The sequence below is a fragment of the Myxococcus qinghaiensis genome (genome assembly GCF_024198215.1).
Classification (GTDB): Bacteria; Myxococcota; Myxococcia; order Myxococcales; family Myxococcaceae; genus Myxococcus; species Myxococcus qinghaiensis.
The window spans coordinates 205181-229539 of sequence record NZ_JAKCFA010000005.1; the positions used below are offsets into that span (position 1 = coordinate 205181).

Sequence of the window (24359 nt, forward strand, 5' to 3'; positions counted from 1 at the left end):
ATGTGAGCCTTTGGGCCCACGCGACACTCGGGACGACGCGAGAGGAGAACTGTCATGCCTGTCGTCGACTTTGGTCGCACGTCCGAGGACTACTCGAAACACCGCCAGGGCTTCCCGGACGCCTTCTTCACCCGTCTGGCCCGGGAGAACGTCCTCCGCCCCGGACTCCGTGCCGTGGACCTCGGCTCCGGCACTGGCACCGTCGCACGAGGACTCGCGCGACACGGCTGCTCAGTCACAGCGCTCGATGTGTCCGCGTCCATGCTCGCGGCCGGACGCCAGCTCGCCTCCGAGGCAGGTCTGTCCATCGATTCACGCGAAGCCCCCGCCGAGGCCACGGGCCTGCCTTCCAGCGCCTTCGACCTCGTGACCGCAGGGCAGTGCTGGCACTGGTTCGACCGGCCCGCCGCGGCTCGCGAGGCCGCTCGACTGCTCGTCCCTGGCGGCAAGCTGGTCATCGCGCACCTGGACTGGACATCCCTGCCCGGCAATGTCGTCGCCGCCACCGAGGCCCTCATGGAGGACTTCAATCCCAATCCGCCGGACCACGCTCGCTTCGGCTGCGGCGTCGGCCTCTACCCACAGTGGCTCCGCGACGTCAGCGACGCGGGCTTCACGCCCCTGGAGACCTTCTCCTTCGACGTGCTCCTGCCCTACACCCACGAGTCCTGGCGAGGCCGCTCCCGCGCCAGCGCCATGGTCGGCGCCACCCTGCCTCCCGCTGACGTGGAGCGCTTCGACGCCGCACACGCCCGACTCCTCGCCGAGCGCTTCCCTCACGACACGCTCGACATCCCCCACCGCGTCTTCGCCCTCATCGCCACGCGCCCTTGAGCCCGGAGCACACCCCATGTCCTCACGAGCCCTCGCGCCCCTGAACCTGGAGCACACCCCATGTCCTCACATCCCCACCTCGTCCACGAGCCCTCGCTCCCGTGGACCGAAGTCACGCAGGGCCCTCGTGTCTCGTACCGGCGCAAGCAGCTCGGCGCCGCCGCGAAGGGACAGAAGCTCGGCTGCAGCCTGATGGAGCTGGCTCCCGGCAAGCACGCCTTCCCGCTCCACTTCCACCTGGCCAACGAAGAGGCGTACTTCATCCTCTCCGGCACCGGCCATCTGCGCCTGGGCGACACCACGCTGCCCGTGAAGGCCGGCGACTACGTGGCCCTCCCCGTGGGCCCCACGGGTGCGCACCAGCTCGTCAACGACGGCGCCGAGACACTCCGCTACCTCGCCTTCTCCACCATGGTGGAGCCGGACGTCATGGTGTACCCGGACTCGAAGAAGCTCTGTGTCACCGCCGGCTCCGCCCCAGGTGGCGACAAGGCCGCGCGGACCCTGTACACCGTCCTGCCCCTCTCCGCCGAGGTGGACTACTGGAGCGGCGAGGAGCGATAGGCTTGTCGCCCTCATGTCCTCCCTGCTCGACGTGCTCACCCGAGAGCGGCTCCTCAAGGACCGCGACGCCGCCACGGAGCTGCTCCCCTGTGGCGAGCCGCCCCACGTCTCCCTGCTGCGCCTGTGTGACGCGGGCCTGCTCGTCGGCGGCCTCTCCGTCGCCTACGGCGTCCGCCCCGATGAGCTCATGGGGCCGCTCACCCTGGCCATGGGCGGCGCGGCTCGGAACCTCAAGGTCGTGGACGTCCGCGAGCGCCCCGTCCTCGAGCTGCACGTCCAGGCCGGCGACGTCACCGAGCGCTGGGAGGTGGAGGACCTCTCCGCCCTCGTCCACAACCTCAATGACCTCTACCGCGACGCCGCCGATGTGCGCGCCATCGCCGAGCTGGGCGAATGGGAGGACGCGCTCCAGCTCTGGTGCATCGACAAGCGCACCCTTCCACGCCTCGTGCGCCAGCCCTTCTTCGCCCCCCGCAACGCCCGGGCCCTGACGCGTCCGGTCGACTGACGTCAGATAGGACCCCGCACGCTCTCGCGGGAGTCCCACGTTCTGGGGCAGCATGGGGGGCACATGCGTTTAGCGCCTTGCCTGCCGCTCCTGCTGCTGTGGTCTTCCTCCGTCCTGGCCGAGCCGGATTCCTTCGGCCTGGGTAACGGTCGCAACGGCGCCCTCACCGTCAACACCGCGCGCACCATCATCAACACCGCGATGCGGATGCCGGTCGGCGCTCGGCGCGGTGAGACCTCGCTCTCGGTGGATACCTCCGCGGCGCCCGCGACGGGAGGTCTGGTGATGGTGCACCAGACGATGGGCTTCCCGTCCAGCACTCCCTCGGGCAGCACGGGCCAGACGAGCCCCGGGAATGTGGGGCGCTGGGAGCTGGCGCGCGTGTCCTCGGTGGTGGTCGGCAGCCCCACCGTGCTCCGGCTCACCGCGCCGCTCATGCATTCCTATACCGCCCCGGGCGCGCAGGTCGTGACGGTGCCCGAGTACGGCAGCGTCAACGTGACGGCGTCCGGCTCGGTCGTGCCGCCTGCCTGGGATGGGAACAGCGGGGGCATCGTGGCCTTTCTCGCCTCGGGCGCGTTGATCAACAACGGCGTCATCCAGGCCGACGGCGCTGGCTTCCGGGGCGGGGCCTTCGCCAACAACACCTCTCGCACGGCCTGCGAGGGCGGTGACCTCTCCACCACCCTGGGCGGCTCCCACAAGGGCGAGGGCGTGGTGGTGGGGCGCTTCAGCTCGGCCTCCGGGCGCGGCAACCTGGTCAACGCGGGAGGCGGCGGCAACTGCAGCAACGCGGGCGGTGGAGGCGGCGGGCACCGGGGCTTCGGTGGAACAGGCGGACGCTCCTCCTTCCTGGATGGCTCGCGCGACGTGGGCGGCCTGGGCGGCACGTTGATGGAGTACTCGATTGTCGATGCCATGCTCTTCGGCGGAGGTGGCGGCGCGGGTGAAGGCGACAACGGCGTGGGAAGCAGCGGAGGCGCGGGGGGTGGCATCGTGTTCGTCCGGGCGTCCAGCGTCTCTGGGACGGGCCGCATCACCGCGAATGGCGCGTCCTCGGTGGCGGCAAGTGGCGAGGACGGCGCCGGAGGTGGAGGCGCGGGTGGCTCCGTCATCGTGAGGACCGCCGCCGGGCTGGCGTGTGGCCAGGTCGAGGTGCGAGGTGGAAATGGTGGCAACGTGCTCGCCGAGTCCATCCAGTTCGGGCCTGGAGGCGGCGGCTCGGGGGGGCACGTGTTGCTGAACGGCACGCCGGTGTCGTGCACCATGGTGTCCTCGGGAGGCGCCGCGGGGACGACGTCCGCCAGCGCCGGCACCCACGGGCCCACGCATGGCGCGGGCGTCGGTGGGGGCGGCACCGCGCGGGTGTTCACCTATGGGTACGCCACGCCCGCCACGCCGACCCTCACCCTGCCGCTCGCGAATGCGGTGGATGTGTCCTCGCGCCCGGTCATCGAGGGCGTGGCGGACCCGGGCCTGCGCATCATCATCGCCGTGGACGGTGTCGAGATTGCGCAGGTGTCGTCGAGCTCCGATGGCAGCTTCTTCACCGAGGTTGACGACCCGCTCCCCGCGCTGTCCTCGGGCGCTCACACCGTCACCGCTGTCTCCGAGGGACTGGGGGCCTACAGCAGGCCCGGGTCCGTGAGCTTCACGGTCGCCGCAGCCCCCGCGATTCCCCAGCCAGTCATCGTCGTGCCCGAGGAAGGCGAGGTGATGGGGCCCACGCCGTACATCGCGGGTGTGGCGCCCAATGCGCTGACGGTGGGCCTCTACATCGACAATCGCGACGAGGTCATCGTCCCCGCGGATGCCTTCGGTCGCTTCCGCTACCAGATTCCCGCGAACGCACCGCTCGACCCGGGCCCCCACCGCGTCAACGCGCACGGGCACGGCGAAGGCGACTTCGGACCCGACTCTCCCAACACCGTCTTCGAAGTCGTGCTGGCGGATGACGACGCCGGCACGACGCCGGTGCCGGACGCGGGAGACTCGGGAACGCCCGGCCCGGACGCTGGGGCGGATGGGGGCTCGGACGCCGGCTCGGGAGATGGCGGCACGGTCATCACTCGCGAGATGCCCGTGCTGGTGGTGCCCGCGGAGGGTGAGCTGGTGGACCCGACGCCGCTGTTCGCGGGCGTTGCTCAGGCCGGTGCCTCCGTGGCACTCGAGGTCGATGGCACCCGCGTGGCCACGGTGGTCGCGGACTCGACGGGCGCGTTCCGTCACCTCGTGGCCAGCGACAGCGCGCTCTCCTCGGGGGCGCACGCGGTGGCGGCATACTCGCTCAACGGGGAGTCGGGCACGCCGGGCCCGCGGTCTCCGGACACCGCCTTCGAGGTGCGCGGCCCCACCGCGCTGGACGTGGGCTGCGGCGGCTGCGGCGCGTCTCCCGTGGGCGCTGCGGGCGCGTGGACCCTGCTCGTGGGGCTGGCCGCGCTGCTTCGTCGGCGCCAGCGTTAGTCGAGGCGAAGGGCCCGCTTCCCGCCGTGGGAAGCGAGGCCCTCCGTGACACGGCGCGGAAAGCCTAGTCGTCGCCGCCGAGCAGCGAGCCCAGGCCGACACCGCCCAGCACGCTGCCCTCGTCGCGCGCCCCACCCGGACGCGCGGCGGCGAGGATGCGGCCCGCGAGGCGGCTGAACGGCAGCGACTGGAGCCACACCCTTCCCGGCCCGCGCAGCGTGGCGAAGAAGAGCCCCTCGCCGCCGAAGAAGGCCGTCTTGATGCCGCTCACCATCTGGATGTCGTAGTCCACGGTGGGCTGGAACGCGACGATGCAGCCGGTGTCCACGCGCAGCAGCTCACCCGGGCCCAGCGTGCGCTCGCGCAGCGTGCCGCCCGCGTGGATGAAGGCGAGGCCGTCACCCTGGAGCCGCTGCATGATGAAGCCCTCGCCGCCGAACAGGCCGGTGCCCAGCTTCTTCTGGAAGGCGATGCCCAGCGACACGCCCTTGGCCGCCGCGAGGAAGCTGTCCTTCTGCGCAATCAACTCACCGCCCAGCTCGCGCAGGTTCACCGGAATGATTTTGCCGGGGTAGGGCGCCGCGAAGGCCACCTTGCGCTTGCCGCCGCCCCGGTTGAGGAAGACGGTGGTGAAGAGGGACTCGCCCGTCAGCAGGCGCTTGCCCGCGCCGAGCAGCGAGCCCAGAAAGCCGCTCTTCTTCTCCGAGCCGTCACCGAAGATGGTCTCCATCTCGATGCCGTCCTCCATGTACATGAGGGTGCCGGCCTCGGCCACCGCCGCTTCCTGCGGGTCCAGCTCCACCTCCACGAACTGCAGGTCATCGCCGTAGATGTGGAAGTCGACCTCGTGCATCTGCGCCATGGAATCGCTCCGTCGTCGTCAGTCGGAAAGGGACGGCGCACCATAGCCGCCCCGTTGCATCGCTCAACCCGCGAGCGCACCGGAATGCGTCCCGGCTTCCGAGCGATGCCTGAGCCAGACGGAGTCCCAGCGCGGCTATTGCGCGAGCAGGATGGACAGCGCCGTGACGAGCTCCTCTTCATCGTCCGCGAGCGACGAGGGGATGGTCAGCGAGACGCTCTTGTCCAGCTTGCCGGCGCAGGTGCGGTAGCCCTCGTAGCGGTCATGGCGGGTGATGAGCAGCTCGTAGCTGCACGCGCCCACGGTGCCGGTGATTTGCTGGGGACTCACCTGGAAGCTGGTGACCTGGCCGCCGAAGGTGCCGGTGGCGTCGATGGTGTCCTCCTTGTCCGTGACATCGAGATTCACGGGGCGCTGACCGTAGGTGCCACGGATGGTGTCGTCCTTCACGGTGAGGTTGACGGGGCGACCGAAAGCCTGACCGCGCACGGTGTCGTCTTCCTTGAAGGAGAGCTGGATGTCAGCGCTGGAGAGCTGGTCGTCGGCGACGCGGACGGTGACGGAGCGGTCGTTCGTCCGGAAGTGGAGGGAATCCGCTGCTGGCGCGGCCAGGGCAGGGCCACAGGCGAGCAGTCCAAGGGCAAGGAGGCGCGTGGTCTTCATGCCCCTCAAGTTAGGCAGCGAAGACACCCCGTGTGCTCAGTCCGCAGGCAGGGCGGGCGTGCTGCCTCCGGTGAGTAGCTCCACGGAATCACCGCCCTCGGGGCGTAGCACCAGCCTGCGCAGCGTCCAGAGGTCCTTCGTATAGGTCACCTGGGTTTCGAGGACGCCCCGGCCGAGCGGGCCCTGGACGGTCAGGTCGAAGTCCACCAGGCCCTCATGGAGGTTGGAGCCGTGGGCGCGCAGGGTGAGGAAGCTGCTCGTCAGCGGGGTGCCCAGTCGCTCGGTGGCGAGCGGGCTGGCCTCCGCGGTGCGCAGCGCGAGCCGGTGGACGTCGTTGCGGCGCAGCTCCTGCTCCATGTCCTGGAAGAGCGAGCGGGAGACCCAGGCCACACCGCTGGCGAAGCATCCGAGCCCACCGAGCACGAGCGCGGCCGCCATCATCCAGCTCTGCCAGGGACTGTCGAGGCGGTGCGGACGCATGTAGGTCTCCGGGTCCCCACACTAACGAGCAGCCGCGCGGGTTGCCGGGCAGGCGACGGAGGCGGCCATTATGCTCCGCCTCCCCACCGGGTGAGAGTCACCCTGTTCGGAGGTCCTGGCCGTGGCGGAGCTGTCGTCGGAAGGCGTGGAGCAAGAGTCACGGCGGGCGCCGCGCGCGGCTCCCAGGCAGGTGTTGCGCTGGCTGATGTCCCTGGGCGGCATCCTCACGTTGTTGGGCTCGCTGCACGCGTACCTCGCGGTGCGGCTGTTCGTGAGCCCCGCGTGGCCTTCACCCTGGGGTGTGCTGGGCGTGGCGCTGATGGCGCTGCTGTTCGTGTCGATACCGGCCGGACTGGTGGGCAGCCGGGGCGAGCCGACGCCGGCCCGGCGTGTGTTGCTGTGGACGTCGTACGTGTGGCTGGGGAGCTTCGGCATCCTGCTCAGCGCCGTGGTGATGGCGGACGTCGTCGGCGCGGTGCTGGGGTGGACGGGCGTGGTGACGGATGCGCTGGCGCTGGCGCGGTGGAAGGCCGGCATCGTGGGCGCGGCGACGGTGCCGGCGGTGGTGTTCGCGTTCGTCACGGCGCGCGGCAAGGCGACGGTGGAGCGGGTGACGGTGCCGGTGAAGGGACTTCAGCCGGGCCTGGACGGCCTGCGGGTGGTGCAGATTTCAGACGTCCACGTGGGACCCACGTTGGATGGGCGGTGGCTGCGGCGCGTGGTGGAGCAGGTGAACGCGCTGAAGCCAGACATCATCGCCGTGACGGGAGACCTGGTCGACGGTGGGGTGGAGGAGCTGCGCGAGGAGGTGCGCCCGTTGGCGGAGCTGCGCGCGTCGCTCGGCGTGTTCTACGTGACGGGCAATCACGAGTACTACCACGGCGGTCCCGCGTGGGAGGCGGAGGTCGCGCGGCTGGGGCTCACGGTGCTGCGCAACACGCACCGCGTGGTGGAGAGGGACGGCGCGCGGCTCGTCGTCGCGGGGGTGACGGATTTCAACGCGGGGAGCATCGTGCCTTCACACGCGAGCCGTCCCGACGCGGCGCTCGCGGGGGCGCCCGAGGGCGTGCCGGTGGTGTTGCTGGCGCATCAGCCGAGGTCGGCGCTGCAGGTGGCCCGGTCCGGCGTGCGCGTGGACCTGCAGCTCTCCGGACACACGCATGGCGGGCAGGTGTTCCCGTTCATGTTCTTCATCAAGCTGCAGCAGCCCGTGGTGCGAGGGCTGGCCACCGTCGCCGGCGTGCGCGTGTACACGCACCGGGGCACCGGCTACTGGGGACCGCCGCTGCGGCTGGGGCCCTCTCCCGAAATCGCGGAGCTGACGCTCGTTCCGGCAGTACTGTAACTCATGTAATCTGGAGTCCGCGGCGCCGTGTCATGCTCACCGGGATGCGTCCGTCCGCTCGTGCGGAGGTGTTTGCGTGACGGTTCCTGGATTCGATGAACTCCTCACCACGGCGCGCGGCGTGGCCGCCGAGTCGGTGCTCGTCGTCACGGGGGCGGGCATCAGCCTGGCCAGTGGCATCCCCACGTTCCGGGGCACGGACCCGGGCGCGGTGTGGGCGAACGAGGTGACGCAGAAGGGGACCCGCGCCTACTTCAAGCTGTTTCCTCACGAGTCCTGGAAGATGTACCTCCAGCGCGGCGAGCTGGCCCGAGGCGCGAAGCCCAACGCGGCGCATGCGGCCCTGGTGGACTGGGAGCGCTGGCAGACGGGGCAGGGCGGCGGCTTCACCATCGTCACCCAGAATGTCGACTCGCTGCATGAGCAGGCTGGGAGCCAGGCGCTGGTGAAGGTGCATGGGAGCCTGCATCTGGCGCGGTGTTCCTCCCGTGGCTGCGAGCTGGGGCCACCCACCGGCACCATTCCGTTGGAGACGCTCGACTTCAGCGCGCTCCACGCGAGCCCGAGCCGCGAGACGGTGCCGCGCTGCCCGAGCTGCCGCAGTCTCGTGCGACCTCACATCCTGTGGTTCGACGAGTACTACTCCGAGCACCTCGGGTACGAAATCGAGCGGGTGTACGACCTGGCACGACAGAGCCGGCTGGTCGTCTTCATCGGCACGTCGTTCTCGGTGGGCGTGACGGAGAGCATCCGCGCCCTCGCGCTGAAGCGCCGCACTCCGATGTTCAGCATCGACCCCTCGGGCGTGGCTCCGCCCCAGGGAATCCAGGCGGTGGCGGGGCGCGCGGAGGAGCTGCTCCCCGAGCTCGTCCGTTCCCTGCGGGGTTGAGTTCGAGGCGGATGGCCCCGGCTCCTTGCGGCGAGGGGCCGCTGCTGTATCTCAAGCCGTGGCGCGCCGAGCGTCCTGTCAGGTGGGCGTGAAAACCCGCGTCGGGTGGCGGCTTCATTCCACACACCGTGACGAGGGGACGTACCGATGACGACCTTCGCAGTGGATTCCGTCGAAGAGGCTGTGACTCCCCTGGAGACCGTACCCCTGGGGAGCCTGGTGGGTAAGGCGCTGTGGCTGGCGCCGGCCGCTGACACCCGGGTGGTGGACCCCGAGGGGGTGCACCCGCTGCTCGCCGCAGTCCACATCGCCTTCGCCGAGCATCGCCCCCTGGTTCTATCTCCGGACGTGGTGTGGCTCACCCTGGCCCAGGGGTTCGCCCACCACATCCGCCTGCACTCCGAGGCGCTGCGAGGCCGGCTCGTCCGACACTCGGGCCGACGGACGCTGACGGTGGGCGTCTCCGCCGCGCCTCGCACCGAGGAGGAGTTCCGCGACACCCTCACGGCCTTCCGTGAGCTGCTTCGCGAGGAGCTGGGGCCGGGACTTCCCCGACTCCTGTCGTGTGACTTCTCCACCAGCACCGACGTGGAGCGCATGGCGGGGGACGTGGTGTTGATGGACGCGATGTCCCCGTACTTCGACTTCGCCCTCTCCGTGATGTGTGGAATCCCTCGCATCACCGTGCTCGGCACGCCGGAGGACTGGCGGGCCATCCGCCGCCGCATCGACGTCCTCGCCGAGTTCGACCTGGGCTGGTGGACCTCGTCGCTCATCCCGATTGTCGATGAGCTCGTGCGCACCTCGGAAGGCCATCCGGACCGCGAGCTCTGGTCGGAGCTGTACAAGCCTCGTCGAGCGTATGGCTGGGACCGCGCGTCGGGCTGGGTGATGCGGCTGTTCCCGTATGTGCGGAACGCCGGGCGCTTCAACCGCCGCAACCCCATGCTGGAGCAGTCCCACGCGGACATGATGAAGGCGGCCGAAGGCCAGGATGCCAATGATTGGCATTGGGGCCCCGGCCTCGCGCTGCACGAGGTGCCCTCCGGGCTGGCCTGCGTTCCGCTTCATCTCTCGGCGCTCACGTCGGACTGGCGCGAGACGTGGTCCCTGGAGGCAGGTGTGCTCGCGGTGGCGGTGGACTCGGAGGGCGCGCTGGTGCCTCGCGCGGGAGTGCTGGTGCGGAGGTCGCACGCCTCCATGGCCCAGGTCGTCGAGCGCATCGTCGCCGAGCACTCTGCGATTCGCGCCACCGAGGCCTCCACGTACCAGGGCGTCGCCGAGCTGAACGCGCTCTATGACCACCTCACCCGCGCCACGCTCTTCCCGGACACGAAGCCCTGGCGCGTGCGCTCCACGTCCGAGCACACCGAGGTCCACATCCCGGTTGACGGAGTCGGAGACAACGTCGTGCCGGTCCGGTGCCTCGTCGACCTGCCGGATGGGACGGTGCTCGCGCTGCGCTACTGCAGCGGCCGTCGTCCGCACTGCTACGTGCGCCTGCGCGCGGACGCGCTGGAGCCCCTGACGCTGCCTCCGGGGAAGCGGCCCGAGGACGAGGTGATGCTGGAGCTCGAGCGGGTGACGCCGCCGCTTCGCTCCCGCCAGTGCGCGACGGACCTCCCCGTCGTGGGCCCTTCGCTCACCGAGCTGCTCGTCCACGCGCTGGAGCACGGTGGATCCACGGACCTGCCAGTGCTGGGGACGCTCTTCGAGGAGCTGGAGCCCTGGGAGAATCCGCCTCCGCGCGCGCCCATGCCGCGGCGCAGGAAGTAATGTCTGGGTTGTTCATGACTCACTGAACGAAAAGCCATGACCCTTGGGGCCCGTGCCCCGGGGCCGTGGCCATGTCATTGAACCCAGGAGAGCGGACTACTCCGATAGTTGAAGTGTAATTTGATATTTCCGCTATTCCTGGTTATTGTCCGATGCGTGCCCCCCGCCACCACCATCCAGCCGCGTCTGCTCCAGTCCGTTCCCGCGCCTCGCTTGAGGGATGTCGGTGCCGTCGAGGTGTACGAGACGCGCCGCGCCATGGCCTCCGAGGATGCTCCCGCGGTGATGGTGGTGTCCGAGTCCCCGTTGCTGCGGCTGGCCATGGGGCGGGAGCTGGCGCCGGTGGTGGGGTTGATCCACGCGACGGGCATGGCGTCGGCGACGCGGCGGCTGGAGATGGGCGTGGTGCCGGCGGCGGTGGTGGTGGTGCTGGACTCGGCGGAGCGCGACTCGGCGCACGCGTTCCTGGCGAAGCTGGTGGAGAAGGACTTCGCGGGCCCACGCATCCTGGTGTCCTCGCGCTTCTGCCCGGAGCTGGCGGAGGCGTTCAGCGGCTCCTGCCTGACGCACTTCGCGCTGGCGCGTCCGTGGCGTCCGGGGTCCATGCGTTCGCTGGTGGAGTCCGCGTTGGGGCTGAGCGCTCCGCTTCGAGCCGCCGCGGGACGCTGAGGTTCAACCCATGAGTGTGGGGGGCTCCTCGCTGGCCTCGCGGCTGGTGGACGCAGGCCGTGGCCTGCTCACGGGCGTGGTGAGTGCCTTCGTGGGTGTCGTGCGAGGCCTGCGCGTGGTGCTCACGGGCGTGGTCGGTGGAGTAGCCCTGTATGCCCGGGGACGTCCGCGTGAAGGGCGCTTCCTGCTGCGACGTGGGCTGTGGCGCGTGGCACAGCTTCCCGTGGATGTATTCCTGATGCTGGTGGGCCGCGTGGTGAGCGCGGTGCAGGTGCTCTTGTGGATGGAGCCCGTGGGACGCCGGCTGTCGGGGTTCGAGGTGGAGTTGCTGCGCCCCATCTTCGGCGCGAGCGTGGACTACGCGGCGGTGCGGTTGAAGGAAGGGCCCATCGGGATTCTGGGTGGGTCGGGGCGTGCGTTCGTGCACGGCGACACCGTCTTCGTCCCGCCGAGGAGCGGCCCCACGGACCTGGGGCTGCTGGTGCACGAGTTGGTGCACGTGTGGCAGCACCAACACGGTGGCACCGCGTACATGAGCTCGGCCATCGTCGCGCAGCTCTCTCGAGACGGCTATGACTGGCGCAAGGGTGTGGAGCGGGGCTTGCGCTGGGAGGAGCTCAATCCGGAGCAACAGGCGCAGTTCATTGAAGAGGCCACGCTCGCGGGCCTGATTCATCCTGACCACCGCGCGCTGTCCCCTCGCGCGCGGCTGAAGGGATGGACGGAGAAGGCGCTGCCTTTGTTGGAGGAAGCGCTCGTCAGCGTGCGCACGGGACGCGGCGCGCCCTGAGTCGTGGCTCAGGCGTGTGAAGCCTCGGCGAGGCAGTGGGCCGCTTCGCTCGCGTCGCAGCCGTTGAGGCCGGCGCCCCAGGTGGCATTGGCTTCGAGGAGCACCCAGCCACGGCCCTCGATGCACGCCGCGTCCAGCACGCAGGTGCGCGGGAGAACCGCCGCTTGGGCCACGGTGCCCAGGAAGGCCCGAGCGCCCGCGAGGTCGCCTTCACCTTCGTACAGCGCGCAGGTGAGGAGCTGGCCTCCTAGCACCCAGGCCCGGGCTTCCGCGTGCACGGTGACGACCTCCGAGGACAGCACGGGCGTCTCTGGCGTGAGGCCCTTGCACTCACTTCTCAGGGCCTCGGGTTCGCTCCACACACCCGCGCGGAACACCTTGGGCACTTGGGGCTTGATGAAGCGCGGAAAGGGCTCCGTGACGACCTGCTCCAGCGTGGTGCCGTGCACCTCGCGACCCAGCCAGGTGGGGTCCACGCGCAGCAGGAGGTCATCGGGCGGCGAGACGAGGGTGAGGCCCAGCTTCTGGGCCACGACGAGACAGAAGGTGTCGTTGCCATAGAGGCGGGTCCGCGCGGGCGTGACGGCGGGCGGGCTCCAGAAGCGGTCCAGTCGCAGCACCGTTCCTCCCCCCGCCTCCCATGCGCGAGCGACCGCGTCGCGCTCCGGGTCGGCCTTGGCCGGAATCAACAGACTGAGCCCCTGGAACATGCGCGAGACGCTACCTCATCCCGCGCGGACCCAATAACGGCACTACATCCTCGGCGGAGCAATCGGGTCGTGCTCGGAGAGCATCTTCGCCACGCGCGCCTCGTCCAGCCGAGTGCCGAGCTGGTCCATCTCATGCTGGTCTCGCACTGTCTTCGACAGGCTGAAGGTGGAGCCCACGCTGAACAGCAGACCCATGCCCAGGAAGGCCTTCACCCAGGCGTCCACCGGCAGGTTCCAGATGCCCACCGCCGTGACGCCCACGGACAGGGCGAAGGACAGCCAGGTCTGGATGACCCAGGCGGAGCTGTGCGCGACGACGACCTTCGGGGTGGAGCGGGACATTCTTTTCTCCTCGTCGAGACCGAGCCGTGCTCGCTGACGTGGAGAAAACATGCCGCTTCCCGTCGGAAACCGCATGGAACTAATCGAGGCACCATTGATAACCTGGAGTGCATGATTCAACTCCAGCGCCTGGAGGGCTTCTACCGCGTGGCCCGCGCGGAAGGCTACGCACGAGCTGTCAGCTCATTCCCGTATCCCATCACCCAGCCTGGCATCCATCAGCAGGTCAAACGCCTGGAGGCCGAGGTCGGCGTCGCCCTCTTCGAGCGCGTGGGCAAGGACCGCGTCGTCCTCACCCCCGAAGGTCGCGCGCTGTACTCGCACGTCGCGCCGTTCCTGGAGGGACTGGACTCGGTGGTGCAATCGCTGCGCAAGGGCGAGGTGGGTGGCACGCTGCGCATCCACGCCTCCGGGCACGTGCTGCGCCACCTGCTGCCCGCCTGGCTGCGGCGGCTCCAGGCGAAGCGCCCCGACATCGAGGTCGTCCTCTTCGAGTCCAAGGTCCCCGCCGTGGACATCCTGCGCTCCGGTGACACCGACCTGGTGGTGGACCACCTGCCCGACGTCCCCGACGAAGTGGACGTGCGTGAGGTGGGCAGGACGCATCCCTTCCTGGTGCTGCCCTCGCACCACCCCCAGGCGAAGAGTCGCCGCGTGCGGCTGGACGCGCTCCGCGAGGACGCCTTCATCGCGTACAGCACGGACCGACACCTGCGAGAGCTTCAGCTCGGAGAGCTGGCGCGCGCGGGCGTGAAGCCGAAGCGGCTGCATGCGGCGGACTCGTCGGAGACCATCCTCGGCTTCGTCGCGGCGGGGCTGGGCTACTCGCTGCTCGCTTCACTGCTGCCGGGCGGGCCTCGCGAGGCCGGGGTGGTCTCCCGCCCCTTGCCCGGTGTGCCTTCGGGGAGCGTTCACGCCGCGTGGCGCAGGTCCGCGGCGAAGAGTCCGCTCATCCAGGCCGCGCTGGCGCTCGCGCCGAAGCCGTGAGCCGGACGTGAAACGGGGCCTCGCTTCCGCGCGAGTGGCGGAGGCGAAGCCCCGGGGGCACTTCGGCGGAGCGCCGGCTCAGCCCTGGTACTGGTGCACCGACATGATGGGGTAGTTCATGCTGCTGATGGTGATGCGCTGCGAGCCATCCGAGTTCACGTTGTTGGAGCCGATGAACTGGGGCTTGCCGTCCTGCCAGCCCGCGAACATCACCACGTGCTGGCCGCTGCCCACCTTCATGGACACCACGTCGCCGGGCTTCGCGTCCTGCAAGGACACGCGCTTGAAGTCCGGGTCCGCGTCCAGCTTGCTCTGAAGGCCCATCACGCTGTTGTCGTGCTGGCCGTTGGTGATCTGTCCGGCCTGCTCCAGGCACGCGGAGACGAAGTTGGCGCAGTTGACGTTGTTGGGGACCCAGTCCTCCATGTCCGCGCCCACGCCGCTGCCCTCGAGCTTCAGGGAGCCCGCGTTCTTGTTCAGGTGCGAGCGCGCGATGTCGAACGGGCTGCCGTTGGGGCCCTTCACGCCCTCACCCGAGTTCGTGCCGGAGGGCCCCGTCACGCCGCCCGTGAGGTTCGGCCCCGTGCGACCCGAGGGAGAATCGAAGCCGTCCGTGGCGCCGGGGAGCTTGAGCGTGTCCCCCGCGTAGATGAGGTCCACGTTCTTGATTTGCGGATTCGCCTTCTGCAGGGCGTCGACGCTGGTGCCGTAGCGCTTGGCGAGCGCGGACAGGGTGTCGCCGGACTGAATGCGGTAGCTCATAAGAACGGCTCCGAAGAGGTTCATGTACGACTTGCACCTATTCTCGGCGGTTGAGACCCCGAGTTGCTTGGAGGCGCGTGTTTCGCCGGAGCTTTCGGTGAAGGCTCCAGGTCTCGCGCACTTGCGCGGAGCGCCGCCGCACCAGGAGTCGGAGTTTCTCTCTCCAAGAGTGAGAAGCTCCGGGCTGCCACCTACCGGACGGACCGCTCGTGGCGGCGCCAAGGTTCTTGAACCGGGCGGGTGGGACCGCGCATGGTGCCGGCGTGAGCACCTCCATTCCCCATCCTGACTTCGCGGTCGAGCGGTTCTCCCGGTGTCCGGACGCGCGCTTCCAGCCAGCGCCCGCGGACGGTGTGCTGCCGGAGGGCTTCTTCACCACGACGAACCTGCCCACCTACGTGCGCATCGGCGGTGAGTGGCGGATGCCGCGCGAGCCGCGCATGGACGGCGCGCTGGTGCTGGACGAGCAGGGCACGCTGTGGATTCGCGAGGGCCGCCGCGTCCGCGCCGGAGAGCGCGTGGTGGTGGGGCACGCGGAGGACGGCTCCGAGGGCGTCTATGTGAACCTGGCGTACCTGGGCGGCGGGGGCGAGGGCGAGTTCAAGTTCATGACGAGCGAGGTGTCTCGCGAGAAGCCCATCGACTACGCGCAGATGGCGCGGCTGTTGGTGGAGGAGCGCGAGCGCGGCGGCTATCCGGTGTGGGTGACGGGGCCGGCGCTGGTGCACTCGCGGGCGCGCGCGGACATGACGTGGTTCATCGCCAACGGCTTCGTGGGCGCGCTGCTGGCGGGCAACGCGGTGGCGGTGCACGACATCGAGGCGTCCATCTTCGGCACCACCCTGGGAATGAGCGGCACCGGGGAGGCCACGTCCGGAGGCCACGGCCTGCACATGCGCGCCATCAACAAGGTGCGCGCCGCGGGCTCCATCGCGAAGGCGGTGGAGGCGGGCGTGATTACCAACGGCATCATGCACGCGTGTGTCACGCACGGCGTGCCCTTCGTCCTGACGGGCTCCATCCGCGATGACGGGCCGCTGCCGGACGTGGTGACGGACAACGTGGCCGGCCAGGACGCCATGCGCCGTCACGCGGTGAAGGCCACCATGGCGGTGTTGGTCGCCACCGCGCTGCATGCCATCGCCACCGGCAACATGCTGCCCGCGTTCGTCACGCAGAAGGACGGCTCGCTGCGGGAGCTGGCCACCATCTGCGTGGACTCGTCCGAGTTCGTGGTCAGCAAGCTGAAGGACCGGGGCACGCACCAGGCGTTCGGCGTGGTGACCAACGCCCAGGACTTCATGCACATCCTGCGGCTGTACGTGGAGCGCGAGCTGTCCGCCCGGGCCCAGGCACCGAAGGGCGCCTGAGCCGTCGCGAGCCCGTCATCCGCTCACCGGCAGAAGGCGGCCTCGGCGGAGACGCATCGGGCCTCGCAGATGCTGTTGGAGTCGCAGACACCGGACAGCGGGCCACAGGTCTCCCCCTCGCGGACGAAGGGCAGACAGCGCAAGCCGGAGTTCGTCTCGGCGCAGTCGTAGCCCCGGGAGCAGAAGCGGCCCTCGTCGTCGCACGCCTCTCCCGGCGCCGCCATCTTCACGCAGATGCCCCAGAGGCCCACCTCGGGGCGTGCGTCCTTGCACCGCATGCCGTCCGAGCACTCGCTGTCGAGGCGACACTCCTGAAGCTCCGAGCGGCGCGGGCGGCACAGCCCCAGCTCGTCGGGAATCGCGTCGCAGAAGAGCTCCCGCTGACACACGTCGAGGTGGAACCCGGCACTTGCATCATAGGCCGGCGCGGTGCAGGCGGAGCCCTCCTTCACGTAGCGGACACACTTGTTGTCGCTGCACACCAGGGAGGGACCGCAGGGGTAGTAGCCCAGGTTCTCACAGACGTCTCCCTCCACGCCCACGCGCTTGCATGTCTGGTAGCCGTTCCAGTCGCACCAGAGTCCCTGCGCGCACGGAAGGGAGTAGGTCGTCCCTCCGCGCTGGGCGACACACGAGGCCTCTTCCTCTCGGGGCCGCTCGCACGTGCTCGTCACGCCCACGAGCACGAGCCCGGGCGCGCATTGCCAGGGCCGGTCGACCCGCGTGCCCTCCGCGCCTCGGGCCTCGCACGCGCCCTCGCAGGCGGTCTCCGCCGTGTGGCCGCAGTACCCCTGCTCGCCGCAGTCGAGGTGTCTCTGACAGTCCTGGGGGGACTCGGGGGCCACGAGCACCCGGCAGGCCGCGTCGTACTCGATGCCGAACTGCCACGCGTCATCGGACAGGGCGGGTGAGTCACAGCTTCCTCCGCGGATGGAGTCCAGACAGCGCCGGGCGGCCCCCTCGTCGTAGCGAAGCTGGCCGGTGCGCAGCGACTCGTCGTAGCGCGTCCCCAGCCCCCAATAGGCGTCGCGTCCCCAGCGGCGCATGTCCTCTTCACATGCGCTCGCGCGGGCGTACTCGCCACAGCGCTGGGCCCGCGCGCAGAGCGCCTGGACGACCTCGCCGCCGAAGTCCTCCCGCCTCACCGCGTCCTCGCCACCACACGCCCAGAGCCCCGCCAGCATCACCACCAGTGCCGCCTGCCGTCCATGCATCGCGCGTCTGCCCATCCGTGGCTCCCAGAGGGCGCTGGCCCGACGTGCCCTCCATGGGCATACGGACCCTCCCCGAGCCATGGGCTGATGATGTCTCGCTTTCGCGCGGGAGCGCGAGGGCTACCGCGTCGCCAGCCGTCCCTCGGTGTCGATGAGGAACACCCCGTCCTCCGTCGCGACACGCACTCCCCGGCGCTCCTCCACGACGGCCAGCACCGGACCGTCGACGTTCCACACCCGGTGGGTGCCCAGCTCCAGCACTCGCCCATCCGCCGTGCCCGCATGGCGTGAGGTCAGCACCGTGCAGGTCGCATCCGAGGGCAGTGTCCGTGCGAGTGCGTCCAGCCGCTCGACATACTCGGCCTCGCTCGCGTCCTCCGCGTCGGGTAGCGCGTGCCAGCGCACGTCGAGCACCGGCTCCATCCGGAAGGAGGCATCCAGCGAGACGATGCCCAGGTCGGTCGCCGCGAAGAGCCGCTCCCCAGCGACTTCCAGCGCGAGGCAGAAGGGGCTCGGCAGCCCTTCCTCGGTGGAGAGGACGCGCACGGGCTTGCCGGAGGAGGTGAGCACCTCCAGGCCGTCCTCCGTGCAGGCGACGACGTGGCCGGCGAAGCGCGCCAGCTCCAGCGGTCCTCCCGTCTCGACAGCGGGAGAACCCAGGGCGACGGCGGAGGCGACGGTGAGGGCGGAGAGCATCACTCCCACTCTCATTGCGAACGCCGGGCCACCCCTGTCTCCCCCGTCAGGACGGGGGGATGGCCCCCGAGGTGTCCTCCCCCGGCCACGGGTGCGGCCGGGGGACAGCACGCCTCAGTACGACTCCTCGGGGACGTCCATCAGGTCCAGCGTGCCGGCCTCCACCATGCGGGCGGCGTGCGCGAGGCCGGGCAGCACCTCCGCGCAGTACCAGCGCGCGCTGGCGAGCTTGCCCACGTAGAAGGCCTTGTCGCCGGGGTTGCTCTTCATCCGCTCCAGCGCCACGCCCGCGTGACGCACCAGCAGCCAGCCGATGACCAGCTCCGCCACGCTGGCCAGCACGCGGTTGCCCTGCAGGCCCACGTGGTAGACGGACTCGCCCAGCTTGCCCATCAGCGTGCCGAGCATCGTCTCCAAATCCCCCAGCGCCTTGCCCAGCGCGGCGCGCTCCGTCTGCAGCTCGCCTCCGCCCAGCTCGCCCTCGGCCGTCTCGCGCACCTGCGACAGCAGGCCCTGCAGCGTCGCGCCGCCGTCCTTCGCCACCTTGCGCATGAGCAAATCGAGCGCCTGGATGTGCGTGGTGCCCTCGTAGAGCGTGTCGATCTTCTGGTCTCTCAGGTACTGCTCCACCGGGTAGTCCTGCAGGTAGCCGGAGCCGCCGTGCACCTGGAGCGCCAGCGCGAGCAGCTCGAACGCCTTCTCCGAGCAGTAGCCCTTCACCAGCGGCAGCAGCATGTCGTTGAGCGTGTCCAGCTCGCCCGCCTCGGTGGCGCGGTGGCCGCCCTTCAGCTCCACGCCGTCCTGCACGGCCGCCGTGTAGAGACACAGCGCGCGCATGCCCTCGGCGTGCGCCTTCTGCGCCATCAACATGCGGCGCACGTCCGGGTGCTGGAAGATGGGCACGCGCGGCGCCAGCTTGTTGCGCGCCTGGAGCAGGTCCGCGCCCTGGAGCCGGTCCTTCGAGAAGGCCAGCGCGCGCTGGTAGCCCGCGGACAGCGTGGCCATGGACTTCACGCCCACCGCCATGCGCGCCTGCTCGATGATGTAGAACATCTGCCGGATGCCGTCGTGGACCTCGCCCAGGAGCAGGCCGCGCGAGGGCTTGCCGTCGCCGAACGTCAGCTCGCACGTGACGGAGCCCTTCAGCCCCATCTTCTTCTCCAGCTTGGTGCAGACGACGCCGTTGCGCTCGCCCATGCTGCCGTCCTCGTTCACCCAGAACTTGGGGACGACGAACAGCGACAGGCCCTTGGTGCCCGGAGGCGCGCCTTCCGGACGCGCCAGCACCATGTGGATGATGTTCTCGGACATGTCCGAGTCACCGTTGGTGATGAAGCGCTTCACGCCCTCGATTTCCCACACGTCGCCGCCCACGGGACGCGCCTTGGTGCGCGCGGCGCCCACGTCGCTGCCGGCGTCGGGCTCGGTGAGCACCATGGTGCCGCCCCAGCGCTTCTCCAGCATGTGCGGCAGGAAGCGCTGCTTCTGCGAGTCCGTCCCCAGCCGGTCGATGATGCGCGCGAGCAGGTTGCCCAGCGTGTAGAAGGCCAGCGAGGCGTTGGCGCCCACCATCAGCTCGAACGCGGCCCAGCCCAGCGACGGCGGCGCGCCCATGCCGCCCAGGTGCGGCGGCTGCTCCAGCAGGTGCATCCCCGCGTCGAAGAACGCGTTCATGGACTTCTTCAGCCCGGGAGGCAGCGTCACCTCGCCGTTCTCCAGCCTGGGCGGCGTGTGCTCGGCCTCGTCGAAGGACGGCGCCAGCTCGTTCGCGCACAGCACGGCGAACGTCTGCAGCATCTGCCGCGCGGACGTCTCGTCCAGGTCGCCAAAGGGCGCGCGCCCCAGGGAAGTACGGCCGATGTCGAGGAACTCGAAGAGATTGAACTCGATATCGCGCAGGTTGGGGACGTAGTGGTTCGCGGACGACGACATCTCGGACTCCTCACGGGAACGAAAGCCCGGAGGGTAGCCGAGATTGATTTTCGAGTCAGCCACGGCGCCCGCCCCACGGAGCGTGCATGACGCATGGTGCCGTGAACGCACGAAGGGCCCCCGGGGAACCGGCCCCAGAGGCCCTTCGCTCAGCGGTGTGACGGAGCTTCAGCCCTTGAGCTGGAGCGAGGGCACCGCCCCCTCGCCGAGCACCAGGTGGACCTGGCCGACCTTGGCCGCGAGGTCCTTGTAGGCCTCCAGCTCCTTGAGGCGCACGAGCAGCGGGTTCTCCGCGAGCACCTTGGCCGTCTGGGCCATGGAGCGCGTGGCGGCCGTCTCCTCGCGGCGGGTGATGACGTTCGCCTCGGCCTCCTTCTGGGCCTGGATGACGCGGTTGAGCAGCTCCTTCATCTCACCCGGCAGCACGACGTCCTTGATGCCGAAGCGCAGCAGCTCCAGGCCCACGGACTCCGCGCGCTCCTTCACCTGCGCGAAGAGGTCCTCGGCCACGGCCTCACGGGAGGCGAGCAGCTCGTCGAGCGTGCGCGTGGCCACGGACTCGCGGGCCGCCAGCTGCATGGCGAGGTAGAGGATGTCATCCGGCGCGCGGGCGACGACGGCGAGCCGGCGGGCATCCGCGACGCGGAAGGCGGTGGAGAGGTTGAGGCGCAGCGTGACGCGGTCCTTCGTCATCACCTCCTGGCCGGTGACGTGGAGCAGGCGCTCGCGCAGGTCGATGACGGCGAGCTGGACCTTGCGGGCGACGGTCCAGGCGGCGTGACGGCCGGCGGGCAGCACCGCGTCCAGGGTGCCGTCCACGTAGCGCAGCACGACGCTGCCCTCGGTGGCCGTGGCCTCCACGTAGTCACTGGCGGGGACCTTGGCGCGCACGTCGTCCTGCAGGGGCGTGGTGGCCACGCCGGACGTGTCCAGGCGCTCGATGCTCACGGCGGAGGAGGCGGGCACGGAGTCGCGGCTGGGGAGGCGCTCCACCGTCCACACCTGGTGCTGACCACGGCCGAGCCACATCGAGGGGCGACCCCGGTGGTAGAGCATGGCGCGCTCGGTGGGGCCCAGCTCGATGACCTGGAGGTCCGACGGGGGCACGAGCGCGAGCATCTCCGTGTCCAGGTTGGTCAGCGGCATGCCGGTGGCGACGCGGACGATGCGCACGTTGCGGAAGGGGTAGGTGAGCCGGTAGCGGCCCGGAACGAGGTAGCGCGTGGGCACCTCGTCGACGAGGACGAACGCCCGCTCGTGCTGCACGACATCGACACGCTTGAAGAAGCTCATCGCGCACCTCCTTTCCCCCGAGGGGGGACTTGATGAAACCCGGGAGGCGAGGTGGCGCGAGGAAGCGCGCGTCCCGGGGGACTGCTGAAAAGTGGAGGCCCCACCCTTCGCGGGTGGAGCGCGCTGACTGCGTGCCCTGCCTCGTCACCACATCCCGCGCTCGCGGGCCGGGCCGGGCGCGGACGACGACAGGACCTGCCGCTGACTGCGCGGAAGGGGACTGTCGCCCTGGCGGACGGCGAGGCTTCGCGGTGGGGGAGGGTGGACGGGGTGGGCCAGCGTGCTCACCGGCTAGGGGTGGAGCTTCCTGGCGGAGCCGATTTACGAGATCGGTTCAGAACGAAGGAGTCGAACCTTCAACCTCAAGATTATCAGTCTTGTGCTCTCCCATTGAGCTAGTTCTGAGAAGTCCCTGTTGAGGGGCTGCTCAAATGGCTTTCAAGGCGGCCGGCCTGACGCGCCCGATGTGAGGGAGACACTGAGGACGATGGACCCGGGAACACCCTGCCCGGCACGGGAGCGCAGAGCGCCCACGTCCAGACTCGGGAGCCCAGGGACAGACCCGTGACACCTCTGGAGATGCGTCGGGGGCGAGGGACGCCACCGTGACGCGGAGGCTGACAACGGGCGTTGCGCCGAAGCGCGGGACGTTCGTCACCGCGCTCGGGCGGAAGGGTTGCTTCTCAGCACGAGCGCGGGGGCGTCACCGCGCCCGGGTGAATGGCTACTCCGCCGCGCCCGGTTGCACGGACAGCAGGGGCAAGGAGGCCGTCTGCGATTGTGCCTGGGGCGTGGCGGACGGCGTGGGCTCCGTGGGCTGCATCGGCTGGCAGATAGAGGGCTCGCTCTTCGTGTCCGACTCGCCCGCCGTGGTGGACGTGGTCTGCTTCGCGCTCTTGGAGGGCAGCGAGCACATGGTCGCGGGGGTCGCCACGGTGGGCTTCGCCACACGGGGATTGCTCGGCGTCGCGGAGTCTCCCCGGGCGCGCGAGTCGCCTCGCGAGTTGGAGTCGCTGCGCGTGTCCGCCTTGCCCTCGCTCGTGGAGGTGGACGAGGCCGTCGCCACCGCCGAAGGCGTGGGCCGCTTCGCTGCTTCTCCGAGCGCGGTGGCCAGCCGTCCGTTGGTCTCGTGCATCTGGTCCCGCGCCCGTTCCAGGCTCACCTGCGCGTGCTCACGCTGCTCTTCCATGGTGCTCTGGAACCGCTCGCGCTCCTCCACCAGCGCCGCCTGGGCCTCGTCGCGCTGCGCATCCAGCTTCACCCGGTACGCTTCGCGCTCGTGCTCCTGGTTGGCGCGCAGGCTGTCTCGCTCCTTGGAGACTTCACTCAGGCGCTGCTCCAGTTCCTCCTTGTCCGCCGAGAGCATCCTCTCCGTGGTGACCATGCACGCCTCGAGCACCTTCTCGTCCGGCTCGCGCACCGGCAGCGGCTCACCGCGATTCCAGGCCACGAGCGCGCTGCTCTGCCAGCGGTAGTCCGCGTGCATCACGCACTCCTGCACCAGGCGCGTGACCCGGTCCTTCGACCACTCCGGCTTCGGCCGTGAGCACGGACCCACTTCTTCCTTGAAGCTGGAGGGAAAGCTGCGCACCTGCTTCACCCAGCAACCGTCCCGCTGCTCCACCTTCACCGACGCGCACCCGCTGACCGCCACCGCGACCACCACCGCGACCACATGCTTCATGACCCCCCCCACCTTCCATCCCACCGCCGGCCCGTGCTTCACCGCACCGCCATTCGCAAGCACGGTAGGAACGATGGAAGGCCCCGCCTACTCGGCCGAGCCTCCCTTCACAAAGGGCTTGTCTCCGGCTCAACGGACCTGACCAGACGAGCGAGCGGATTGCGACCCACTCCATGTGTGCCGCTCAACCCTCAACCGATTTGAAGGAAGGGGGCGGCCGAGCATGCGCTCCACCGTCACGCGGGTCCTTCGTGCTGCTCAGGGTATTAAATTCCGCGTGTGCACCAGCAGCTCCGGTCCGCCCGGTGCACCGTGTCCCGGGATGACGATGCGGGCCTCGGGGAAGCGCTCCTTCGTGCGCTCCAGGCTCGTGGGCCAGGCCGCGAGGTCCGCGTCCTCCACGTTGCCCAGGTCCTTCGCCGCGCCGTCCTTCACGAAGCAGCCACCGAACAGCACGCCGCTGTCCCGATGCCACACGACGATGTTGTCCGGCGCATGGCCCGCACCGGGGAAGAACAGCTCCACCGGCCCCAGCGTCCGCGCCTCCGAGAAGGTCTCCGTGGGCGCGGGCCGTCCACGCTCCTTCGAGAGCTTCACGGTGTCTTCCAGCCCGTACACCGGGATGTTCCGTGCCACGAAGACAGGGATGCCCGCCGTCCGGTCACCGTGGAAGTGCGTCGCCACGGCCGCGCGCACGGGCCTGCCCAGCGTGTCTTTCGCCCAGGCCAACAGGTGCTCCGCCTGTGCGGGATTCCAGCCCGTGTCGACGAGCAGCGACTCCGCGCCGTCCTCGATGAGCAGCCCGTTCGCGGGATGGTGGCCGAAGTCCGGGCCCGACAGCGTCGTGTGGACCCAGACGCCCGGGGCGATGCGGCGCACGGTGACGTCGGGCGCCAGCGTGTACTCGCTCGGGCCCGTGTCCGGCGTGGCCACCGTGGAGGCAGGGCGCTCGGGTGTCGAGGTACAGGCCGGAGCGAGCATCAGCAGTGGCGCCAGGACGAGGGCGCGAAGGCGTTGTGAGGTCATGACGTGGGCTCTGCGCTCGTGCGGAAGAGGGGGCGATTCATGAGGGCTCGCCACCGAGGATGACCGTGCACTGGCCCGTGATGACCTGGGGGCGCTCATCCACCCACTGCCAGACGCGGCTGTAGCGAAGCCGCGCTTCGAACACGGTGCCTTCGTGGGTTCCCTTCACGGAGGCGCTGACGATGAACACCGCGCCCGCCGAGAGGTAGCGGATGATGGGCGCCGACATGTCCATCCGCGTCAAGCGCAGCGCCCTCGAGCGGTGCGCCGCCAGGTCCGCTTCCTTGTCGAACACCTGTCCGGTGTGATTGACGAAGACGAGGTCGTCGGAGATGAGCGCATCAAGCGCGGTCACGTCACCCTGGAGCATCGCCTGCCGCAGCGACTCCTCGGCGGCAAGGAGGACTTCTTCCGTCATCATCCGTGGTGCTCCCTTGTCTCGATGCCAGACCCGACGGGGTCTGTCGCGCCGCGAGTTTGCCTTGGCCACCCTCGCGGGG

At 69.8% G+C, this 24359-nt stretch carries 24 protein-coding genes and 1 tRNA gene; 11 read left to right on the forward strand and 14 right to left on the reverse strand.

Features of this window, described 5'->3' with window-relative positions; genetic code table 11:
- Positions 1–54: 54 nt before the first annotated feature.
- The 4 genes from LZ199_RS10890 to agmC all read left to right on the forward strand — a co-directional run bounded on the left by LZ199_RS10890 (position 55) and on the right by agmC (position 4369).
- A complete protein-coding gene (locus LZ199_RS10890) occupies positions 55–834 on the forward strand; it encodes a class I SAM-dependent methyltransferase (protein WP_253993585.1) in 780 nt (259 codons plus the stop codon).
- A 60-nt stretch (positions 835–894) separates the two neighbouring features.
- Positions 895–1398 (forward strand): cupin domain-containing protein, encoded by a 504-nt coding sequence (locus LZ199_RS10895; RefSeq protein ID WP_253993586.1) that lies wholly within the window; start codon positions 895–897, stop codon positions 1396–1398.
- 13 nt (positions 1399–1411) lie between these two features.
- Entirely contained in the window at positions 1412–1906 is a 495-nt protein-coding gene (locus LZ199_RS10900) for a hypothetical protein (protein WP_253993587.1), read from the forward strand.
- A gap of 63 nt (positions 1907–1969) precedes the next feature.
- Complete coding sequence (gene agmC / locus LZ199_RS10905; protein WP_253993588.1) at positions 1970–4369, forward strand: adventurous gliding motility protein AgmC; 2400 nt, start codon at positions 1970–1972, stop codon at positions 4367–4369.
- Between the two features lie 64 nt (positions 4370–4433).
- On the opposite strand, the gene LZ199_RS10910 is transcribed toward agmC, so the two are convergent.
- From LZ199_RS10910 to LZ199_RS10920, 3 genes are all read right to left on the reverse strand, one after another.
- Complete coding sequence (locus tag LZ199_RS10910) at positions 4434–5231, reverse strand: TIGR00266 family protein (protein WP_253993589.1); 798 nt, start codon at positions 5229–5231, stop codon at positions 4434–4436.
- A gap of 135 nt (positions 5232–5366) precedes the next feature.
- Positions 5367–5894 (reverse strand): hypothetical protein, encoded by a 528-nt coding sequence (locus LZ199_RS10915; protein ID WP_253993590.1) that lies wholly within the window; start codon positions 5892–5894, stop codon positions 5367–5369.
- A gap of 36 nt (positions 5895–5930) precedes the next feature.
- Positions 5931–6374 carry a cytochrome c oxidase assembly factor Coa1 family protein gene (locus LZ199_RS10920; RefSeq protein WP_253993591.1) on the reverse strand — a complete coding sequence of 148 codons (444 nt, stop codon included), beginning with the start codon at positions 6372–6374 and terminating at the stop codon, positions 5931–5933.
- 121 nt (positions 6375–6495) lie between these two features.
- Here LZ199_RS10920 and LZ199_RS10925 point away from each other — a divergent pair, with 121 nt between their 5' ends.
- The 5 genes from LZ199_RS10925 to LZ199_RS10945 all read left to right on the forward strand — a co-directional run bounded on the left by LZ199_RS10925 (position 6496) and on the right by LZ199_RS10945 (position 11843).
- Positions 6496–7719, forward strand: a complete 1224-nt coding sequence (locus LZ199_RS10925; protein WP_253993592.1) for a metallophosphoesterase — start codon at positions 6496–6498, stop codon at positions 7717–7719.
- A 76-nt stretch (positions 7720–7795) separates the two neighbouring features.
- Entirely contained in the window at positions 7796–8608 is an 813-nt protein-coding gene (locus LZ199_RS10930) for an SIR2 family NAD-dependent protein deacylase (RefSeq protein WP_253993593.1), read from the forward strand.
- A 147-nt stretch (positions 8609–8755) separates the two neighbouring features.
- Complete coding sequence (locus tag LZ199_RS10935; protein ID WP_253993594.1) at positions 8756–10384, forward strand: DUF4419 domain-containing protein; 1629 nt, start codon at positions 8756–8758, stop codon at positions 10382–10384.
- A 156-nt stretch (positions 10385–10540) separates the two neighbouring features.
- Entirely contained in the window at positions 10541–11053 is a 513-nt protein-coding gene (locus LZ199_RS10940; protein WP_253993595.1) for a hypothetical protein, read from the forward strand.
- Positions 11054–11063: 10 nt separating this feature from the next.
- Entirely contained in the window at positions 11064–11843 is a 780-nt protein-coding gene (locus tag LZ199_RS10945; RefSeq protein WP_253993596.1) for a hypothetical protein, read from the forward strand.
- A gap of 8 nt (positions 11844–11851) precedes the next feature.
- On the opposite strand, the gene LZ199_RS10950 is transcribed toward LZ199_RS10945, so the two are convergent.
- Entirely contained in the window at positions 11852–12553 is a 702-nt protein-coding gene (locus LZ199_RS10950) for an ATP-grasp domain-containing protein (RefSeq protein ID WP_253993597.1), read from the reverse strand.
- 42 nt (positions 12554–12595) lie between these two features.
- Positions 12596–12895 carry a YiaA/YiaB family inner membrane protein gene (locus tag LZ199_RS10955; protein WP_253993598.1) on the reverse strand — a complete coding sequence of 100 codons (300 nt, stop codon included), beginning with the start codon at positions 12893–12895 and terminating at the stop codon, positions 12596–12598.
- A 111-nt stretch (positions 12896–13006) separates the two neighbouring features.
- On the opposite strand from LZ199_RS10955, the gene LZ199_RS10960 reads away from it, so the two are divergent.
- Positions 13007–13882 (forward strand): LysR family transcriptional regulator, encoded by an 876-nt coding sequence (locus LZ199_RS10960; protein ID WP_253993599.1) that lies wholly within the window; start codon positions 13007–13009, stop codon positions 13880–13882.
- A gap of 78 nt (positions 13883–13960) precedes the next feature.
- Here the strand turns inward: LZ199_RS10960 and LZ199_RS10965 are convergent, their stop codons facing one another.
- Positions 13961–14644 (reverse strand): LysM peptidoglycan-binding domain-containing protein, encoded by a 684-nt coding sequence (locus LZ199_RS10965; RefSeq protein ID WP_253993600.1) that lies wholly within the window; start codon positions 14642–14644, stop codon positions 13961–13963.
- 263 nt (positions 14645–14907) lie between these two features.
- On the opposite strand from LZ199_RS10965, the gene LZ199_RS10970 reads away from it, so the two are divergent.
- On the forward strand, positions 14908–16014 hold the full coding sequence (locus LZ199_RS10970; RefSeq protein ID WP_253993601.1) for a putative NPN-dependent ornithine cyclodeaminase: 1107 nt from the start codon (positions 14908–14910) through the stop codon (positions 16012–16014).
- Between the two features lie 23 nt (positions 16015–16037).
- Here the strand turns inward: LZ199_RS10970 and LZ199_RS10975 are convergent, their stop codons facing one another.
- The 8 genes from LZ199_RS10975 to LZ199_RS11010 form a co-directional block, all read right to left on the reverse strand.
- A complete protein-coding gene (locus LZ199_RS10975; protein WP_253993602.1) occupies positions 16038–17243 on the reverse strand; it encodes a hypothetical protein in 1206 nt (401 codons plus the stop codon).
- A 105-nt stretch (positions 17244–17348) separates the two neighbouring features.
- Positions 17349–17927 carry a hypothetical protein gene (locus LZ199_RS10980; RefSeq protein ID WP_253993603.1) on the reverse strand — a complete coding sequence of 193 codons (579 nt, stop codon included), beginning with the start codon at positions 17925–17927 and terminating at the stop codon, positions 17349–17351.
- Between the two features lie 111 nt (positions 17928–18038).
- Positions 18039–19856, reverse strand: coding sequence for an acyl-CoA dehydrogenase (locus LZ199_RS10985; protein ID WP_253993604.1), 1818 nt, complete (start codon positions 19854–19856; stop codon positions 18039–18041).
- 168 nt (positions 19857–20024) lie between these two features.
- Positions 20025–21149, reverse strand: coding sequence for a slipin family protein (locus LZ199_RS10990; RefSeq protein WP_253993605.1), 1125 nt, complete (start codon positions 21147–21149; stop codon positions 20025–20027).
- A gap of 333 nt (positions 21150–21482) precedes the next feature.
- A tRNA-Ile gene (locus LZ199_RS10995) sits at positions 21483–21554 on the reverse strand.
- A gap of 319 nt (positions 21555–21873) precedes the next feature.
- Positions 21874–22833 (reverse strand): hypothetical protein, encoded by a 960-nt coding sequence (locus LZ199_RS11000; RefSeq protein ID WP_253993606.1) that lies wholly within the window; start codon positions 22831–22833, stop codon positions 21874–21876.
- A gap of 258 nt (positions 22834–23091) precedes the next feature.
- Positions 23092–23859, reverse strand: coding sequence for a subclass B1 metallo-beta-lactamase (bla, locus tag LZ199_RS11005; protein ID WP_253993607.1), 768 nt, complete (start codon positions 23857–23859; stop codon positions 23092–23094).
- A 37-nt stretch (positions 23860–23896) separates the two neighbouring features.
- The gene (locus tag LZ199_RS11010) at positions 23897–24280 is read right to left on the reverse strand and encodes a nuclear transport factor 2 family protein (protein ID WP_253993608.1); all 384 of its coding nucleotides are present in this window, start codon (positions 24278–24280) and stop codon (positions 23897–23899) included.
- Positions 24281–24359 lie beyond the last annotated feature (79 nt).

What these genes read in the sequence shown, in the direction of transcription:
- LZ199_RS10965 (WP_253993600.1), bottom strand. Translation starts at nt 14,644, where the DNA reads ATGAGCTACCGCATTCAGTCCGGCGACACCCTGTCCGCGCTCGCCAAG.
- LZ199_RS10915 (WP_253993590.1), bottom strand. Translation starts at nt 5,894, where the DNA reads ATGAAGACCACGCGCCTCCTTGCCCTTGGACTGCTCGCCTGTGGCCCT.
- LZ199_RS10955 (WP_253993598.1), bottom strand. Translation starts at nt 12,895, where the DNA reads ATGTCCCGCTCCACCCCGAAGGTCGTCGTCGCGCACAGCTCCGCCTGG.
- LZ199_RS10950 (WP_253993597.1), bottom strand. Translation starts at nt 12,553, where the DNA reads ATGTTCCAGGGGCTCAGTCTGTTGATTCCGGCCAAGGCCGACCCGGAG.
- LZ199_RS10935 (WP_253993594.1), top strand. Translation starts at nt 8,756, where the DNA reads ATGACGACCTTCGCAGTGGATTCCGTCGAAGAGGCTGTGACTCCCCTG.
- LZ199_RS11010 (WP_253993608.1), bottom strand. Translation starts at nt 24,280, where the DNA reads ATGATGACGGAAGAAGTCCTCCTTGCCGCCGAGGAGTCGCTGCGGCAG.
- LZ199_RS10920 (WP_253993591.1), bottom strand. Translation starts at nt 6,374, where the DNA reads ATGCGTCCGCACCGCCTCGACAGTCCCTGGCAGAGCTGGATGATGGCG.
- LZ199_RS11000 (WP_253993606.1), bottom strand. Translation starts at nt 22,833, where the DNA reads ATGAAGCATGTGGTCGCGGTGGTGGTCGCGGTGGCGGTCAGCGGGTGC.
- LZ199_RS10960 (WP_253993599.1), top strand. Translation starts at nt 13,007, where the DNA reads ATGATTCAACTCCAGCGCCTGGAGGGCTTCTACCGCGTGGCCCGCGCG.
- LZ199_RS10975 (WP_253993602.1), bottom strand. Translation starts at nt 17,243, where the DNA reads ATGGGCAGACGCGCGATGCATGGACGGCAGGCGGCACTGGTGGTGATG.
- agmC (WP_253993588.1), top strand. Translation starts at nt 1,970, where the DNA reads ATGCGTTTAGCGCCTTGCCTGCCGCTCCTGCTGCTGTGGTCTTCCTCC.
- LZ199_RS10990 (WP_253993605.1), bottom strand. Translation starts at nt 21,149, where the DNA reads ATGAGCTTCTTCAAGCGTGTCGATGTCGTGCAGCACGAGCGGGCGTTC.
- bla (WP_253993607.1), bottom strand. Translation starts at nt 23,859, where the DNA reads ATGACCTCACAACGCCTTCGCGCCCTCGTCCTGGCGCCACTGCTGATG.
- LZ199_RS10945 (WP_253993596.1), top strand. Translation starts at nt 11,064, where the DNA reads ATGAGTGTGGGGGGCTCCTCGCTGGCCTCGCGGCTGGTGGACGCAGGC.
- LZ199_RS10900 (WP_253993587.1), top strand. Translation starts at nt 1,412, where the DNA reads ATGTCCTCCCTGCTCGACGTGCTCACCCGAGAGCGGCTCCTCAAGGAC.
- LZ199_RS10890 (WP_253993585.1), top strand. Translation starts at nt 55, where the DNA reads ATGCCTGTCGTCGACTTTGGTCGCACGTCCGAGGACTACTCGAAACAC.
- LZ199_RS10985 (WP_253993604.1), bottom strand. Translation starts at nt 19,856, where the DNA reads ATGTCGTCGTCCGCGAACCACTACGTCCCCAACCTGCGCGATATCGAG.
- LZ199_RS10895 (WP_253993586.1), top strand. Translation starts at nt 895, where the DNA reads ATGTCCTCACATCCCCACCTCGTCCACGAGCCCTCGCTCCCGTGGACC.
- LZ199_RS10910 (WP_253993589.1), bottom strand. Translation starts at nt 5,231, where the DNA reads ATGGCGCAGATGCACGAGGTCGACTTCCACATCTACGGCGATGACCTG.